This window comes from Xanthomonas sp. F1, from assembly GCF_014199855.1.
Window position 1 is genome coordinate 577,856 of the sequence record NZ_JACHOK010000001.1, and the last position, 18,352, is coordinate 596,207.

Genomic DNA, 18,352 nt, shown 5'->3' on the forward strand with positions numbered 1-18,352 from the left:
GCTCACCCCAGGCTACCCCACAGCCTCTACGATACGCATCTCGATCGCTTGAGGTAGACCGATGACTGCAGTGGGTGCACACCCCCGATTGCCGCACCGCCCGATGCCCGCCGCCGCGCGCATCGCGGCGGCCTCCCGCAACGCCTGGCTGGGGTTGTCCCTGCTCGCCTGTGGCAGCCTGCTCGGCGGCTGCGACCGCGCTCCGCCGCCGGCACCGACACCTGCGGCCAAGCCCGCCGCGGCGCCGCCGCCGGCCCCGAAACACGATGACGACGACGACAAGATCCCGCTGCCGCTGATCCCGGCGCCGGCCAAGGCCGAGCGCGACGGCGGCACCCTGACCATCGGCACCGGCGCCGTGCTGTCGGTACCTCTCGACGACCCCGGCGCACAGCGCGTGGCCGAGCAACTGTCGCAGTTGCTGGAAAAGACCCGCGGCCTGGCGCTGCAGGTGCGTGCGGAGACCATCCCCGCCGACGGCAGCATCCGCCTGCAGCTCAATCCCAATACCGAGGTCGCGCAGGCCGAGGGCTACACGCTGGACGTGGACCCGCGCACCATGCTGATCCAGGCGCGCGAGGAACGCGGCCTGTTCTACGGCGCGATCAGCGCCTGGCAGCTGATGACGCCCGACGCCGGCAAGGGCGAGGTGGATGTGCCGCAGGTGCACATCCGCGACTGGCCGCGCTTCGGCTGGCGCGGCGTGCTGCTCGACGTGGCGCGGCACTTCCACGGCCCGGATACGGTCAAGCGCCTGCTCGACGCGATGGCCCAGCACAAGCTCAACGTGCTGCACCTGCATCTGACCGACGACCAGGGCTGGCGCATCGAGATCAAGCGCTATCCCAAGCTCACCGAGATCGGCGCCTGGCGCACCCCGCCCGGCGCCGGAACCCACGGCCTGCCCGATCGCTACGGCGGCTTCTACACCCAGGACCAGATCCGCGACCTGGTGGCCTACGCCGCCGAACGCCACATCACCATCGTGCCGGAGCTGGACATGCCCGGCCATGCCCAGTCGGCGGTGGCGTCCTACCCGGAACTGGTCGGGGTGACCCGGCAACGGCCCAAGGTGTCGGTGGACTGGGGCGTCAATCCGTACCTGTTCAACACCAACGACAAGAGCATGACCTTCATCCGGGGCGTGCTCGACGAAGTGCTGCAACTGTTCCCCTCGCCGTACATCCACATCGGCGGCGACGAGGCGGTCAAGGACCAGTGGGAACGCTCGCCGGCGGTGCGCGCGCAGATGCGCAAGCTCGGCATCAAGGATGCGCATGCGCTGCAGGGCTGGTTCAACCAGCAGCTGGCCGACTACCTGACCCAGCACCAGCGGCGCCTGATCGGCTGGGACGAGATCCTGGAAGGCGGACTGCCGGCCAGCGCGTCGGTGATGTCCTGGCGCGGCGTCGACGGCGCGGTCGCCGCCGCCAAGCAGGGCCACGACGTGGTGCTGGCGCCGGCCGGCTGGATGTACCTGGACAACCTGCAGAGCGCGCGCAACGACGAGCCCAACGGCCGCCTGGCGACGCTGCCGCTGCAGAAGGTCTACGGCTTCGACCCGGTGCCGGCGGCGCTCAGCGCCGAAGAGAGCAAGCACGTGCTCGGCGTGCAGGCAGCGCTGTGGAGCGAATACATCCCCTCCGCCTGGCATATCGACCATGCGCTGTTCCCGCGGCTGAGCGCGGTGGCCGAGGCCGGCTGGTCGCCGATGGCCGCGCGCGACTGGAACGGCTTCCTGCAGCGCCTGCCGGCGCAGCTGGATCGCTACCGCAGCCAGGGCATCGCTTACGGCGACGGCGCCTTCGCCGCGGATATCGCCGTACAGGGCGGCGACAATGCCGCGCTGGACAGCGGCAGGGCCACCGTGGTGCTGGGCAACCAGGCCACCTTCGGTAGCTTCCGCTACACCACCGACGGCAGCGAACCCAAGGCCGACTCGCCGCGCTACACGGCGCCGTTCGCGGTGACCCTGCCGGTCACCGTGCGCGCGGCCACCTTCGCCGACGACGGCCGTCTGCTGGCCGCGCCGCGCAGCCGCATCCTCGACCGCGCCAACCTGCTCGGCCGCGACACCCAGGGCCTGGCCTCGTGCGCCGGCGGCGAGCTGGGCCTGCGCGTGCCGCTGCTGCCGGACCTGGCCGACCAGGACACGCCGGTGTTCAACATCGACCTGTTCACCAGTTGCTGGCGCTACGCCGACGCACGCCTGGACGGCATCGACCGCATCCGCATCGACGCCGCCCGCCTGGCGCGCAACTACGGGCTGGCGCACGACCAGGCCAAGGTCAAGCGCTATCCGGCGCACAGCCCGCGCGGCGAGTTCGAAGTGCGGCTGGGCGACTGCAAGGGCAAGCTGCTGGCGCGGCTGCCGCTGCCCGCCGGCAAGACCCTGGGCGACCAGTTCGCGCTGGAAGCACGGCTGCCCAAGCAGACCGGCGTGCACGACCTGTGCCTGCGCTCCACCGCGCCCATCGCCGGCCCGTACTACGCCATCGGCGCCGTCCATCTGATCGACACCGCGGCGCAGGCGCCCCCCGCCGCCGCGCACTGACCCCGGAGACCCTCGCATGATCCAGCCGCCCCGCCGCCCCCGTTCCGCGCCGCGTACGCGCCTTCCTGCCCGCCTCCGGCTGCTGCTGGCGCTGGCCTTGCCGGCGCTGGGCCAGGCGGCGGCGCCGGCGACGCTGTCGCTGCAACAGGGCTGGCAGGTGCGGCTGGCGCCGGGCGATGCCAACGCCAAGGCGCATCCGAAGGCGGCGCAGTGGCTGCCGGCGCAGGTGCCGGGCACGGTGCAGACCGACCTGATCGCCGCCGGGGTGGTGCCCGATCCGTTCTATCGCGACAACGAAGCGCAGATCCAGTGGGCCGGGCTCAGCGACTGGCAGTACCAGACCCATTTCCAGGTCGACGCCGCCCTGCTGGCGCGCCCGCACCTGGAGCTGGTGTTCGACGGGCTGGACACCTTCGCCGAGGTCTACCTCAACGGCAAGAAGCTGCTCGCCGCCGACAACATGTTCCGGCAGTGGCGGGTCGACGCCAAACCGCTGCTCAAGCGTGGCGACAACGTGCTGGAAGTGCGCATCGCTTCGCCGATCAAGAAGATCCAGCCGTGGCTGTCCAAGCAGCCGTACGCGCTGCCCGGCGCCTACGACTCGGCGTTCGGCGACGAGCCGGTGGCGCGGCACAGCTCCACGTACGTGCGCAAGGCACCGTACAACTTCGGCTGGGACTGGGGCCCGCGCATCGTCACCGCCGGCATCTGGCAGGGCGTGCGCCTGGAGGCCTGGGACGACCTGCGCGTGGACGGTCTGCGCATCGCCCAGCAGCGCGTCGACGCCGACGCGGCGCAATTGCTGGCACAGCTGCAGGTGCAGGCCGGCCGCAGTGGCGAGGTGCAACTGGACCTGGAGGTGCTCGGCCCCGACGGCCAGCGCGTCGGCCAGTTCAGCCAGCGCGCCGTCGTCGATCCGGGTGCCAACACCTTGACCGTGCCGGTGCGCATCGCCAAGCCGCAGCGCTGGTTCCCGGCCGGCTACGGCCGCCAGGATCTGTACACGTTCAAGGCGCAGCTGCGCGATGCCGCGGGCGAACGCTTCGAGGCGCAGCGCGTCACCGGCCTGCGCAGCGTCGAGCTGCGCCGCGAGAAGGACCAGTGGGGCAAGAGCTTCGCCCTGGTGGTCAACGGCATCTCGGTGTTCGCCAAGGGCGCCAACCTGATCCCGTTCGACAGCTTCCCCACCCGCGTCGACGCCGCGCGCATGCGCGGCTTCCTGCAGTCCGCGCGCGACGCCAACATGAACATGCTGCGCATGTGGGGCGGCGGCCATTACCAGCCGGACAGCTTCTACGAGGATGCCGACCGCCTGGGCATCATGATCTGGCAGGACTTCATGTTCGGCGGCGCCATCCCGCCCTACGACGTCGCCTTTCGCGAGAACACCCGCGCCGAGGCCGAGGAACAGGTGCGGCGTCTGGGCGACCACCCCAGCATCGTCATCTGGTGCGGCAACAACGAAGTGCAGACCGGCTGGGAGAACTGGGGCGACCGGGTCAAGTTCAAGCAGTCGATCGACCCGGAAGAGCGCGAACGCATCGTGCGCGGCATGACCACGCTGTTCGGCACGGTGCTGCGCGAGGCGGTGCAGAAGTACGACAGCGACACCCCGTACTGGGCGACCTCGCCGGGCACCGATTTCGACGGCGCCGCCGACCAACCCGACGACGGCGACATGCACTACTGGAAGGTCTGGGGTGGCCCGGCGCTGCCGGTCACCGAATACCTCAACGTGACCCCACGCTTCATGTCCGAATACGGCCTGCAGTCGTTCCCCGAGATGCGCACCATCCGCGCCTTCGCCGAACCCGGCGACCTGCAGCCGGAATCGCCGGTGATGCGCGCGCACCAGAAGTTCGACAAGGGCAATGGCAACCAGCGCCTGCTGCTGTACATCCGCCGCGCGTTCGGCGAGCCCAAGGACTTCGCCAGCTTCGTCTACCTGAGCCAGATCATGCAGGCCGAGGGCATCGCCCTGGCCGCCGAACACCTGCGCGCCTCGCGGCCGCAATCGATGGGCTCGCTGTACTGGCAGCTCAACGACGTGTGGCCCGGCGCGTCGTGGTCGAGCCTGGACTACTTCGGCCGCTGGAAGGCGCTGCAGTACCACGCGCGCCGCTTCTACGCGCCGGAAATGATCGCCGCGCTGCGCAACGACAAGGGCCAGACCACCGTGTCGCTGGTCTCCGACCGCACCACGCCGCTGGCCGCGCGCTGGCGCATGCGGGTGATGGACCTGTCCGGCAAGGTGTTGAGCAAGACCGAGAAGCCGGTGACGCTGGCGCCGCTGTCCAGCATGCGCGTGGGCAACTTCAGCGATGCGCAACTGCTGCGCCGCGCCGATCCGCGCCGCAGCGTGGCGGTGTTCGAGCTGCTCGACGGCGAGCGCGTGCTGTCGCGCACCCTGGTGTACTTCGACGCGGCCAAGCGCCTGCAGTGGCCGCAGGCCGACATCCGCAGCGAGCTGCGCGCCGACAGCGACGGCTACGCGCTGACCCTGAGCAGCGCCACGCTCGCCGCGCAGGTCTGGCTGAGCTTCGGCGACCTCGACGTGACCCTGTCCGACAACGCCTTCGACCTGCTGCCGGGCGAGCCGCTGACCGTGCGCGTGCACAGCAGCGCCACGCTGGAGCAGTTGCGCGCCGCGCTGCAGGTGCGCGACCTGGGCGGCACCATGGCCGGCGCCCCGGCCGAGCCGGCGGAGGCGAAGTGATGGGCGGGGAGATGTGCGATTCGAAGGGAACAGTGTGGGAGGGACTTCAGTCCCGACATGGCGTTACCGGTAAAGCGTCGGGACTGAAGGTCCTCCCACAAAGGCGCCTCTCCCTGGCGCTGTGCGCGCTCGGCCTGCTCGCCGCCCCGCTCGCCCACGCCCACGCAGACGAGGCCGAGGACCGCGCCGCCGCGCTGGTGGCGAAGATGACCCGCGCCGAGAAGATCGCGCAGGCGATGAACGCTGCGCCGGCGATCCCGCGCCTGGGCGTACCGGCCTACGAGTGGTGGAGCGAGGGCCTGCACGGCATCGCCCGCAACGGCGAGGCCACGGTGTTCCCGCAGGCGATCGGCCTGGCTGCGACCTGGAACCCCGAGCTGCTGCACGAGGTCGGCACCGTCACCTCGACCGAAGCGCGGGCCAAGTTCAACCTCGCCGGCGGCCCCGGCAAGGACCATCCGCGCTACGCCGGGCTGACCATCTGGTCGCCCAACATCAACATCTTCCGCGACCCGCGCTGGGGCCGCGGCATGGAGACCTACGGCGAGGATCCCTACCTCACCGGGCGGCTGGCGGTCGGCTTCATCCACGGCCTGCAGGGCGACGATCCGGCGCACCCGCGCACCATCGCCACGCCCAAGCACCTGGCCGTGCACAGCGGGCCGGAACCGGGCCGCCACGGCTTCGACGTGGACGTGTCGCCGCACGATTTCGAGGCCACCTACTCGCCGGCGTTCCGCGCCGCCATCGTCGACGGCCAGGCCGGCTCGGTGATGTGCGCGTACAACTCCCTGCACGGGACGCCCGCCTGCGCCGCCGACTGGCTGATCAACGGCCGCGTGCGCGGCGACTGGGGCTTCAAGGGCTTCGTCGTGTCCGATTGCGATGCGATCGACGACATGACCCAGTTCCACTACTACCGCCCCGACAATGCGGGCTCTTCCGCCGCGGCGCTCAAGGCCGGGCATGACCTGAATTGCGGCTACGCCTACCGCGACCTCGGCATCGCCTTCGACCGTGGCGAAGCCGACGAAGCGTTGCTCGACCGCTCGCTGATACGCCTGTTCGCCGCGCGCTACCGGCTCGGCGAACTGCAGCCGCCGCGCAACGATCCGTATGCGCGGCTGGGCGCCAAGGACATCGACAGCGCCGCGCACCGCGCACTAGCGCTGCAGGCCGCACAGCAATCGCTGGTGCTGCTGAAGAACGCCAACGCCACCCTGCCGCTGCGCCCGGGCCTGCGCCTGGCCGTGCTCGGCCCCAACGCCGACGCGCTGGCCGCACTGGAAGCCAACTACCAGGGCACCTCGGTGCAGCCGGTGACGCCGCTGCAAGGGCTGCGCACGCGCTTCGGCGCCACCCAGATCACCTATGCACAGGGCGCGCCGCTGTCCGCCGGCGTGCCCGGCATGATCCCCGAGACCGCCCTGCGCAGCGAAGGCAAGCCCGGACTGCGCGGCGAGTATTTCGACAACCTGGACCTGGCCGGCACCCCGCGCGTGCAGCGCCAGGACCGCGTGGTCGGCTTCAACTGGGACCACGTGGCCCCGGCCAAGGGCGTGGACAAGGACCGCTATTCGGTGCGCTGGAGCGGAGAACTGCTGCCGCCCGGCCCGGGCGACTACACCCTGGCGGTGCGGGTGGCGCGCTGCTTCGATTGCGCCGGCCACGACCCGGTGCGCCTGTACATCGACGACCAGTTGGTGATCGCCGGCAACGCCGAGGACAAGCACCTGCCGGCCGGCATGCACAACGCCGACGGCCGCAACGTCGAGGCAGTGCTGCATTTCGACGACGCGACACCGCGGCGCATCCGCCTGGAGCTGGAACACCGCGGCCAGGACCAGGGCCTGCGCCTGGAGTGGCTGGCGCCGCCGGCGCTGCAACTGGCCGAGGCCGAACGCGCAGTGGCGCAGGCCGACGCGGTGGTGGCCTTCGTCGGCCTGTCGCCGGACGTGGAAGGCGAGGAACTGCGCATCGACGTGCCGGGCTTCGACGGCGGCGACCGCAACGACCTGGCCCTGCCGGCGGCGCAGCAGGCGCTGCTGGAACGGGCCAAGGCCAGCGGCAAACCGCTGGTCGTGGTGCTGATGAGCGGCAGCGCGGTGGCGTTGAACTGGGCCAGGCAACACGCCGACGCGATCATCGCCGCGTGGTATCCGGGCCAGTCCGGCGGCACCGCCATCGCCCAGGCACTGGCCGGCGACATCAACCCGGGGGGCCGCCTGCCGGTGACCTTCTACCGCTCGACCAAGGACCTGCCGCCCTACGTCAGCTACGACATGAAGGGCCGCACCTACCGCTACTTCAAGGGCGAGCCGCTGTTCCCGTTCGGCTACGGCCTCAGCTACACCCAATTCGCCTATGACGCACCGCAGCTGTCGGCCGCGACGCTGCAGGCCGGCCAGCCGCTGCAGGTGAGCACCACGGTGCGCAACACCGGCGCGCGCGCCGGCGACGAGGTGGTGCAGGTGTACCTGCAATACCCGCAGCGCGCGCAGTCGCCGCTGCGCAGCCTGGTCGGCTTCCAGCGCGTGCACCTGCAACCGGGCGAGGCGCGCACGCTGAGCTTCGCGCTGGACGCGCGCCAGCTCAGCGACGTCGATCGCAGCGGCCAGCGCGCGGTCGAGGCCGGCGACTACCGGGTGTTCGTCGGCGGCGGCCAGCCCGGCACCGGCGCGCCCGGCGAGGACGCCGCGTTCTCGATCAGTGGCCGGGTGGCCCTGCCGAAGTGAGCGAGGGGCCGCCGACGGCCCCTGTCTACGAAATGCGCCAGCGCATGCGGCGGTGCAGCGTAAATGTCCGCCGCGCCCCCGCCGCTACGCCCCAGGATGCCGCAGTCCAGCGTCCTGCTAATTTATTTTTCACGACCTATTGACAGTTCTCCGGGACAAAGGTATCGATAACACGTCGGTGCCGCGCACCGACATGCCAGACGCGCCGGACGCCGCAGCACCTGCGGCGTTCTCCAGGGCAGTTCCAGGGGTGATGTGCCATGTCATGCAGTCGTCGCAGCCAGGATCGATGCCTCGCCGGAGTCCCGGCGCCCTGCCTGTCGTCCGCGCACCGCGCGGGCGTGCACGGGAGCCGCTGCGCATGACCCGTCGCTACAAGCTGAGCGCGCTGCGTTCGCGCTCCAAGTGCATCGCCGGCTACTCGCCGCCACGCCACTGATCGCCGTTTAACGGTCCGCCCAGCCGGCAGACGCCTCGCGTCGGTCGCCGTTCGCTTTGTCCTGCCTGCACGCCGCCCGGCGTGCGGTTCGAGCGCGCGCGCCTTCCGTCCACCGTGTCTGCCTTCCAGGAACGCAGCGGCGCGTCGCCTTCGGCGCGTGCCCGCACCGATCACGATCAGCGAGGTGTCACGTGGCAACCCATCCCTATTGCAAGCGCAAGGCGCTGTGCGCCGCCATCCTGGCCATCACCGGCCTCGCCGCCACCGCACCCGCGCTGGCCGGCACCGTACAGGGCGAACTCAAGGAGCGCAGCAGCGGCAAGCCCGCCGCGCACGCCAAGGTCGCCATCGCCGGCACCGCGCTCAGCGCCGTCACCGACGCGCAGGGCCGCTTCGTCATCGCCGACGTGCCGGCCGGGCAGTACGCACTGCAGCTGGACTACCCCGGCTTCAGCGCGCCGGAAACCACCGTGCAGGTCGCCGACAGCGGCGCCGCCACGGTGTCGATCGCGCTGGACGAGGCCAAGCAGTTGCAGACGATCAGCGTGGCGGCCAACCGCTACGACGCCAGCGCACTGAAGATGAACGCCTCGAACACGGTGGACGTGCTGTCGGCCAACGATCTCGAGCACACCGCCGTGCACAACGTCGCCGAGGCGCTGGGCCTGATCGCCGGCATCAACATCACCTACAGCGGCTCGGGCTACTTCGGCGGCGTCGACGGCGCCGCGCGCGGCGAAGGCATGTTCGCTTCGGTGCGCGGCCTGCCCTCCGAATACAACGTCAACCTGATCGACGGCGTCACCGTCGCCCAGGGCATGCCGTACAGCCGCAGCGTGCAGTTGAGCCTGCTGCCGCCCTCGGGCCTGCAGACCATCGTCGCCAACAAGACTTCCACCGCCGACATGGACGGCGATGCGATCGGCGGCACCCTGGATTTCCGCACGCCCACCGCCTACGACTACAAGGACGCCACCAGCGGCAGCGTCACCGTCAGCGGCCGCGTGGAGAGCCGCGCCCGCGACTACGGCGGCGACGGCCTCGGCGGCGGCCTGGCCGGCGAGTTCCAGCACAAGTTCGGCGACGAGCAGCAGTTCGGCTTCTATGCCAGCGCCTATTACGACTACCGCACCTCCACCAACAGCGAGGTGGCCGCGGCCACCAGCGCGCTCAACGACGGCTCCTGGAAATTCCTGCACGCCAACGCCGACGGCAGCAACGCCGCCGGCTACGCGCCGCAGGACAACCTGACCAGCACCGGCATGAACGTGGGCGTGGTCGCCGGCTGGGAGCGCCGCTACGGTGGCAACGCGGCCTTCGACTGGAACGTGGACGAGACCCTGTCGGTGTACGCGCGCGCCACCTACGCCTACGCCAAGACCGACCAGGGCACCACCTTCGTGCAGTTGCTGCCGCAGGACGTCAGCTTCGTGCCGAGCGCCACGCCCGGCGTGTATTCGCCCAACATCAACCGCATCGCCGCGCGCTTCTGGTACGAGACCAACCCGGAAATCGCCGACCTGGCCACGTTCCAGGTGGGCGCGCGCAAGACCGCCGGCAACTGGACGCTGTCGCCGAACCTGTTCTACAGCTTCGGCGACAACGACCGCCCCGACCACATCGAGATCGACGGGCGCGAGGACAAGTTCAGCCAGGCCAACTTCGCCTACTCCGGCAGCAGCCTGATGCAATACGGCAGCGGCGCCTTCCCCTACCCGCAACTGACCCCGGCGCTGCTGGCGCAGGTCAACAACATCCCCTCGCTGTACGCCAGCAGCTACGGCGAGTCGACCAAGATCTACTCCGGGCAGAAGAAGGGCGGCGCCAAGTTCGACGCGCGCTACGACTTCAGCGACGGTGCGCTGACCGCGCTGCAGTTCGGCGTGAAGTACAGCAAGAGCAGCCGCCACTACAGCAACCGCGACTGGTGGACCGGCCCGGTGCCCGATGCCAGCACGCTCGGCGACCTGGGCATCTTCAACGGCGGCTACGCGGCGATCTTCCCCGGCAAGTACCACTGGGCCACGCCGCGGGTCAGCGAAGGCGCGGTGGCGCAGGTCATCGCCAACCACCTCACCGACGACGACCTGGACACCTGCGGCAGCGCGTTCTACGTCAACAACTGGAACTGCAACACCATGCGCGGCACCGAGGCGGTCAGCGCCGCCTACGCGATGGCGACCTTCAACTTCGGCAGTCTGGAAGTGGTGCCCGGCGTGCGCTTCGAGCACACCAGCATCCACAACACCTTCTGGACCACGCCCACCGACAGCAACGGCAACCAGCAGGTCGGCTACTTCGCCGCCAACAGCACGCACTACGACCAGCCACTGCCGAGCGTGTTCCTGACCTGGCGCCCGGACAGCGCCACCACCTACCGCGCGGCGCTGTGGACCAGCTATACGCGGCCGGCGTTCGTGCAGTTGGGCGGCGGCACCCAGATCAACATCTCCAACGGCATCACCACCATCACCCAGGGCAACCCGGACCTGAAGGCGATCACCTCGACCAACCTGGACCTGTCCGGCGAATGGGCGACCGACCATGGCGGGTTCTTCTCGGTGGCCGGCTTCTACAAGCGCCTGCATCACTACATCTACGACGCCGGTTCCGGCCAGGCCAATTCGGGCACCAGCGGCAGCGGCACGGTGTTCTACCAGATGCCGACCAACGGCGGCGATGGCCGCGTGTACGGCGTGGAGGTCAGCGCGCGGCAGCGCTTCCAGGATCTGCCGGCACCGTTCGACGGGCTGGGCGTGAGCGCCAATGCCACGCGCCAGCATGCGCACGCGGATCTGGGCATGGCCGGTTTCGAAGACGAGCAGATGCAGTCGGCGCCGAATGCGATGGCCAATCTGGAGCTGTTCTACGAGCGCTCGAAGTTCTCGGTGAACCTGAGCTACCACTTCAGCAGTTCCTATCTGCTGAACTACGACTTCCTGCACCAGAACGCGCCGTGGGACGACCTGTGGGCGCGGCCGACGCGGCGGGTGGATCTGCATGCGGGCTATCGGTTCGACAACGGCGTGAATGTGGATCTGTCGATCTCCAATCTCACCAAGGAATACAGTTACTGGGGCCATGTGGGCCGGCACAATCTGGCGGTGTCGGACATCGTGGATGCCGGCATGATGACGCTGTTGACCGTCAAGTACGCGTTCTAGGGCGCGGCGTGCGCACTGGGATGCCATCGCGGAGCGTTGCCACGCTTTCTGTGGGAGGGACGTCAGTCCCGACGGGCTTTACCGATGCGGCCTGGATCAGGCTGCATCGGGAGCCCACTCAAGCAGCGCGCGCCTGGGTTGTCGTGGCACACGCCGTCACTCTTGTAGGAGCGGCTTCAGCCGCGACAGGCCTTACCGACTTCGCCTGGATCAGGCCTTTTGTGGGAGGGACTTCAGTCCCGACGCGCTTTACCGACGCTGCTTGGATCATGCGATCTAGGCAGCTCCCACCAGCGGCACACGCTCCTGCTCTTGTAGGAGCGGCTTCAGCCGCGACAGGCCTTCCCGACACGGCCTGGGCCACGATTTTTGTGGGAGGGACTTCAGTCCCGACAGGCTTTACCGACGCTGTTTGGATCATCCGATCTAGGCAGCTCACACCAGCGCCACACGCCGTCACTCTCGTAGGAGCGGCTTCAGCCGCGACAGGCTTTACCGACGCGGCCTGGACCACGCTTTTTGTGGGAGGGACTTCAGTCCCGACAGGCTTTACCGGTAGTGCTTGGGCAGGCAAGCAAGAGCAACAGCTTTCGCCTGGCGGCGAGTCACTTTTCTTTGCTTGTGCAAAGAAAAGTAACCAAAAGAAACCGCTTTACAGCAGCCGAATGGCTGATCAAGCACACCCCGCCACAGCGCCCGCTGCGCGGGTCCGCTCCGCTAGCGGGATTTTCGGACGGGGCTTGTCTACTTCGCAGCCAAGTCCGGGGCAGTCGCCTCACGGCGCCAGCCCGCCCGCCGGGGCGAAGCAGTGCTTCGCCTTTTCCCGGCGAGCCCTGCCCCGGCCGAAAACGGCACACATCCTTGTGCGCCGCCCCCCTCCTGGGGGTTTTGCCCGCCAGCTCCGCCGCTGCGGAGGGGACCCGGGAAGAGCAAAAGCTGAAGAGCAAAAGCCACAGCCACAGCAACGATCCAGCTGGAGCCTTCAATGAAGCGCCGCAGCTTCTGCCAGTTCGGTTTGCTGGCGCCGTTGGGATTAGCGGCGATGCCGGCGCTGCGCGCAGCAGTGCCAACACCAGCACCGGTGCCGGACGGGCGCCCCCACACCTTCGGTTTCGCGCAGGGAAACTTCACCTTGGACGGGCAGCCGTGGCAGATCCGTAGCGGCGAGCTGCATCCGCTGCGGATCGCGAAGGCGGATTGGTTGCATCGGATTCGCATGGCCAAGGCGATGGGGCTGAACACCATCGCGCTGTACCTGATGTGGAATGCGCTGGAAACGGCGCCGGGGCAATTCGATCTGGATAGCGACGAGCGCGACTTCGTCGGGTTCATCCGGCTGTGCCAGCAGGAGGGGCTGTGGGTGTATCTGCGGCCCGGGCCGTATGTCTGCGCGGAGTGGACGCTGGGCGGACTGCCGCCGTATCTGCTGCGCGAGGCGAACATCCGCCTGCGCGATCGCCACGATGCACGCTACATGGCGGCGGTGGAACGCTACATCGGGGCGATCGCGCCGCGCATCGCGCCGTTGATGGCCAGTGCCGGCGGGCCGGTGCTGATGCTGCAGATCGAGAACGAGTATTCGATGCATGGCAGCGACGTCGGCTACCTGCAGGCGCTGGCCGCGCTGTGGCGGGCGCATGGCGTCGAGGGACCGTTCTCGCTGGCCGAAGGGCTCAAGGATCTGCGTCGGCGCCAGGCCATGTTGCCTGGTGCGGCGCTGGGACTGGATGGTCCCGACCTGCACGATCTGCGGGCGGCCACGGCCTTCGCCGGGCAGGCGCCGGTGTGGGTGTCCGAGGGCTACCCCGGCTGGCTCACGCACTGGGGCGAGCCGCAGTTCGCGCGCCGTGACTATGCGCCGCTGCTGCGCCGCATCGCCGCCGCCGGTTATTCGTTCAATCTGTACGTGGTGCACGGCGGCACCAACTTCGGTCTCAGCGCCGGGGCCAATGCCGAGGACGACGGCTCGCAGTTCCAGCCGGCGCTCACCAGCTACGACTACGGCGCGCCGATCGATGAAGCCGGCCGCCCCACGCCGGCGTACTTTGCGTTGCGCAAGATCATCGCCGCACAGGCCGACACGCCCGCGCCGCCGGTACCGGCCGCACCGCGCCGCGCGCATTTCGATGTGGTGCAGGCCACGCCCGTGGCCGCGCTGTGGGACAACCTCGGCCCCGCGCTGCAGACCGACACCCCCATCGACAACCAGCGCTTGCTCGGCCAGGACCAGGGGCTGGTGTTGTATCGGCGGCGGATCGGCGCGGGCCAGGCGCTGCACCTGGGGCAGGTCCACGACTACGCGGTGGTGCATCTGGACGGGCGCGAGCTGGACCACGTGTCGCGGGTGCGGCATCCGCGCCTGCACAGCGCGCTGCAGCTGCGCTTGCCCGATGCAGCAAAGGACACGCGCGACCTGGAGGTGCTGGTCGACAGCTTCGGCCACATCAACTTCGGCCCGGCGCTGGGCGATCGCAAGGGCCTGCTCGGTCCGGTGCGGCTCGATGGACAGGAGCTGCACGGCTGGGACGTGCGCGGGCTGGCGCTGGACGCGGACCCGACACCGTCGCTGCGCCCGCTGCAGGCACCGCCGCAGCGTCCGGGGCTGTTCTTCGCCACCGAATTCACCCTGGACCAGCCGGGCGACGTGCACCTGGACATGCGCGACTGGCGCAAGGGCTATCTGTGGGTCAACGGGCGCCTGCTCGGCCGCTATTGGGACATCGGTCCGCAGCAGTGCCTGTACTGCCCCGGTGCCTGGCTGCACGCCGGCGCCAACCAGGTGCTGATCCTCGATCTGCACCGCCTGCAGCCGGGCCAGGTGCGCTGCGCCGATGGCCTGGTGCCCGCGCAACCAACGCGGGCCGTCGCTCCCCTTCCCTCCCCGCAGGATCGCGCATGCACATGACGTCGCTCGCCGCCCCCGTCGCGTCCTCCGCCGAGGACCAGGGCGCGCCACCACGCACGCTGGGATTCTGGAGCGCGCTGTCGGCCAACCTGCTCAACATGATCGGGATCGGCCCGTTCATCACCATTCCGCTGGCGCTGTCGGCGCTGGCTGGGCCGGCAGTCTTGCTGGGCTGGGTGGTCGGCGCGCTGCTGTGCCTGTGCGACGGCCTAGTGTGGGCCGAACTGGGCTCGGCGATCCCGCGCTCGGGCGGGCCGTACCACTACCTGCGCGAGGCCTATGGCCGCGACCGCGCCGGGCGCCTGTTCGGTTTCCTGTACCTGTGGCAGACGCTGCTGACCGCGCCGCTGTCGGTGGCCGCGGCCGCGGTCGGCTGCGCACAGTACCTGGCCTACCTGATGCCCGGGCTGAGCCACGCCGCGCTCACCGGCATCGCCATGGCGCTGTGCCTGTTCAACACCGCGCTGCTGTACCGGCAGGTGCGCTCGGTGCAGGTGCTGTCGCTGCTGGTCAGCGCCGTGGTGATCGCCGCCTGCGTGTGGATCGTGCTCAGCGGCGCGCTGCATTTCGACATGGCGCTGGCGCGCGAGTTCCTGCAGGCGCGGCCGGCCTCGCCGCACGGCTTCTGGCTGGGCTTCGGCGCGGTCGCGCTGATCGCGGTGTACGACTACGGCGGCTACAACAACGTGTGCATGCTCGGCGGCGAGATCCGCAAGCCGCGCCGCACGATTCCGCGCGCGGTGCTGTGGTCGATCCCGATCGTGGCGGTGCTGTACCTGGGCTTGAACGTGACCCTGCTCGGCGTGCTGCCGTGGCAGCAGGCGGCGCAGTCCAAGGCGGTGGTCGCCGACTTCATGCAGGCCATCTATGGCCCGGTGGGCAGCACCGTGGCGGTGGCGCTGATCGTGCTCGCCAGTTGGGGCTCGGCGCTGGTGGTGCTGCTCGGCTATTCGCGGGTGCCGTATGCGGCGGCGGCATCCGGCCAGTTCTTCGGCGTGTTCGCGCGGCTGCACCCGCGCGGGCGCTTCCCCACCGTGTCGCTGCTGTTCGTCGGCATCACCTCGGCGCTGGCCTGCCCGCTGTCGCTGGACGACCTGATCGCCACGCTGATGATCATCCAGATCCTGTTCCAGTTCCTGGCGCAATGCCTGGCGGTGGTGCTGCTGCGGCGGCAGCCGCGGCGCCGCGCCGGCTTCGCCATGCCGCTGTATCCGTGGCCGCTGTTGATCAGCGTCTGCGGCTGGCTGGCGCTGCTGGCCACCAGCCCGCTGCCGCGGCTGCTGGCGGCGGTGCTGGCGCTGTGCGCGGGCACCGCGCTCTATCTCATCCAGGCCAAACGCGAGGCAGCATGGCCCTTCCAGCAATGAAAACCCATGACGTCGCAGTGGTCGGCGAGGTCTACCTCGACCACATCTTCAGCGGCTTCAGCACCTGGCCCGGGCCGGGCGAGGAAGCGATGGCGCGGCACTACCATCGCGATCTCGGCGGCGGCACCGTCAACACCGCCTGCGGGCTGGCGCGGCTCGGGCGGCAGGTGACGCTGATCGGCGCGATCGGCGCTGGCGACCGCGCCTGGTTCGCGCAGCGCCTGGGCGAGTTCGGTGTCGGCACCGAGGGCCTGGTCGACCACCCCGCCGGCACCGGCGTCACCGCCAGCGTGTCGCTGCACGACGACCGGTCGTTCTTCACCTACCCCGGCGCCAATGCCGAGCTGGAACCGCTGCTGGGCAGCGCCGCCGCGCTGGAGGCGATGTGCGCCGCGCGCCACGTGCACTTCGCCCTGCCGCTGCCGGCGACGCTGGCGCACACGCTACTGCCGGCCTTGCGCGCGGCCGGTTGCAGCACCTCGCTGGACGTGGGCTTCAACCCGGCATGGCTGGCCGACCCGGACAACCACGCCACTTGCCGCGCGGTCGACCACTTCCTGCCCAACCAGAAAGAGGCGGCGGTGGCCGGCTGCACTGGCGACGACGCCGCGTCCTGCTCCACCTGGGCGCAGGCGCTGGGCCTGGCGCAGGTGACGATCAAGCTCGGCGGCGCCGGCGCCTGCGTGGTGGATGCCGCCGGCGCGCGCTTGGTCGCCGCGCCCGTCGTCGCCGTGCAGGACACCACCGGCGCCGGCGACGCCTTCGATGCCGGTTTCATCGACGCGCTGCTCGACCACGCTTCCCTCGATGCCTGCGCGCAGCGCGGCTGCCTGTGCGGCGCCGCCTGCTGCACCGCGCTCGGCGCGCTCGACGGCCTTCCCGATCCCCCACGTCTCAGGAGTCTCCATGAGCAGTTCCTTTCCCAACCGTAAACTCGCCCTGATCGGCGGCGGCGGCGTGCGTGCGCCGCTGGTGGTATACGGCGTCAACGATGCCGCCGAAGCGCTCGGCGCGCGCGAGATCGTGCTCTACGATCCGGACCAGGATCGGCTGGCGCTGATGGTCGCGCTGGGCCGCGCGGTGGTCGCCGAGTTCGGCGGCGAGCTGCAGGTCAACGCGGCCAGTTCGGCGGAAGCGGCGATCGACGGCGCGCACTTCGTGCTCAACAGCATCCGCATCGGCGGCATCCACCAGCGCGCCACCGACGAGCACACCATCATCCGCCACGGCTACGCCGGGCAGGAGACCACCGGCCCCGGCGGCGTCGCCAAGGCGCTGCGCACGGTACCGGTGGCGATCGAGCAGGCGCGGATGGTGGAGCGGCTCAGCCCCGACGCCTGGCTGGTCAGCTTCACCAATCCGGCCGGGCTGATCACCCAGGCCATCAGCCGCCACACCCGCGCGCGCGTGGTCGGCATCTGCGACACGCCAGTGGAGCTGTTCCACAACATCGCCCGCGCGCTCGGCGAGCCGCCCGCGGACGTGGACTGCGAATACGTCGGCCTCAACCACCTGGGCTGGATCCGCGCGGTGCGCGTGCGCGGCGAGGACGTCATGGACCGGATCCTTGCCGACGACGCGATCCTGCGCCAGCTGTACCTGGCGCCGCTGTTCGACTTCGACATGCTGCGCACGCTGCGGCTGATCCCCACCGAATACCTGTACTTCTACTACGAGCGCAGCCGCGCCCTGGAGAACCAGCGCGCCAGCGGCGCCAGCCGCGGCAGCGAGATCGAACGGCTCAACCACACCCTGATCGCCGACCTGCGCAGCCGCCTCAACGCCGGCGACGGCAGCGGCGCGGTGCAGACCTACGCCGCCTACCTGCAGCAGCGCTCCGGCTCGTACATGCGGCTGGAGGCCGAGGCCGGCTCGGCCTTCGCCGACGACCTCGCGCCGCAGCCGGACCCGTTCCGCGCCAGCACCGGCTACCACCGCATCGCCGTGGACGTGATGAGCGCGCTGACCGGCGCGCTGCCGGGGCGGCACGTGGTCAACGTGCGCAACCAGGGCTGCATGCCGGAACTGGCCGACGACGACATCGTCGAGATCTCCTCCTCCATCGAGCGCGACCGCATCACGCCGCTGCCGGCACGGCCGCTACCCGAAGCGATCCAGGGCCTGGTACGCACGGTCAAGGCCTACGAGCACGCCGCCATCGACGCCGCACTCAGCGGCAGCCAACTGGAGGCGTGCAAGGCGATGCTGATCCACCCGGCCATCGGCGAGTGGAGCCCGTCACGGCGGCTGCTGGAGGCCTTGTTCGGCCATGCCGGCAACGACAGCGACGACGGCGAATGCGTGTGCTCGGGACCGATGCACTGGCACGGCGCGCATCACCCGCACTGAGCCGGTCGGTTGTGCACTCGCAGGATGCATCGGACGGCCACACGTTGTAAGGTCGTCGCAAATTGGTCCGTTATAGGTACCATCAACCTGCCCTCCCGGCCGCGGCCGGCGCCTCCCCCGGTG

8 protein-coding genes are annotated in these 18,352 nt (G+C 69.9%); all 8 read left to right on the top strand.

Translation table 11 applies throughout. From position 1 onward, the window contains the following. Window positions 1-61 precede the first annotated feature (61 nt). The 8 genes from GGR71_RS02515 (at window position 62) to GGR71_RS02550 (ending at window position 18,229) form a co-directional block, all read left to right on the top strand. A complete protein-coding gene (locus GGR71_RS02515) occupies window positions 62-2,554 on the top strand; it encodes a family 20 glycosylhydrolase (protein ID WP_160959828.1) in 2,493 nt (830 codons plus the stop codon). A 16-nt stretch (window positions 2,555-2,570) separates the two neighbouring features. Next, complete coding sequence (locus GGR71_RS02520) at window positions 2,571-5,270, top strand: beta-mannosidase (RefSeq protein ID WP_160959827.1); 2,700 nt, start codon at window positions 2,571-2,573, stop codon at window positions 5,268-5,270. Window positions 5,271-5,281: 11 nt separating this feature from the next. After that, window positions 5,282-8,005, top strand: coding sequence for a glycoside hydrolase family 3 C-terminal domain-containing protein (locus tag GGR71_RS02525; protein ID WP_456362569.1), 2,724 nt, complete (start codon window positions 5,282-5,284; stop codon window positions 8,003-8,005). Between the two features lie 630 nt (window positions 8,006-8,635). Beyond that, window positions 8,636-11,608: a TonB-dependent receptor gene (locus GGR71_RS02530; protein WP_160959826.1), complete on the top strand. Its 2,973-nt coding sequence runs from the start codon at window positions 8,636-8,638 to the stop codon at window positions 11,606-11,608. Between the two features lie 985 nt (window positions 11,609-12,593). Continuing rightward, complete coding sequence (locus tag GGR71_RS02535) at window positions 12,594-14,513, top strand: beta-galactosidase (protein ID WP_160959825.1); 1,920 nt, start codon at window positions 12,594-12,596, stop codon at window positions 14,511-14,513. Next, window positions 14,510-15,880 carry an APC family permease gene (locus GGR71_RS02540; RefSeq protein ID WP_160960014.1) on the top strand — a complete coding sequence of 457 codons (1,371 nt, stop codon included), beginning with the start codon at window positions 14,510-14,512 and terminating at the stop codon, window positions 15,878-15,880. The genes GGR71_RS02535 and GGR71_RS02540 overlap by 4 nt, the downstream gene beginning before the upstream one ends. Next, window positions 15,877-16,812, top strand: coding sequence for a carbohydrate kinase family protein (locus tag GGR71_RS02545; RefSeq protein ID WP_160959822.1), 936 nt, complete (start codon window positions 15,877-15,879; stop codon window positions 16,810-16,812). Before GGR71_RS02540 ends, GGR71_RS02545 begins: the two co-directional genes overlap by 4 nt. Beyond that, complete coding sequence (locus GGR71_RS02550) at window positions 16,787-18,229, top strand: family 4 glycosyl hydrolase (protein ID WP_160959820.1); 1,443 nt, start codon at window positions 16,787-16,789, stop codon at window positions 18,227-18,229. Before GGR71_RS02545 ends, GGR71_RS02550 begins: the two co-directional genes overlap by 26 nt. Window positions 18,230-18,352 lie beyond the last annotated feature (123 nt).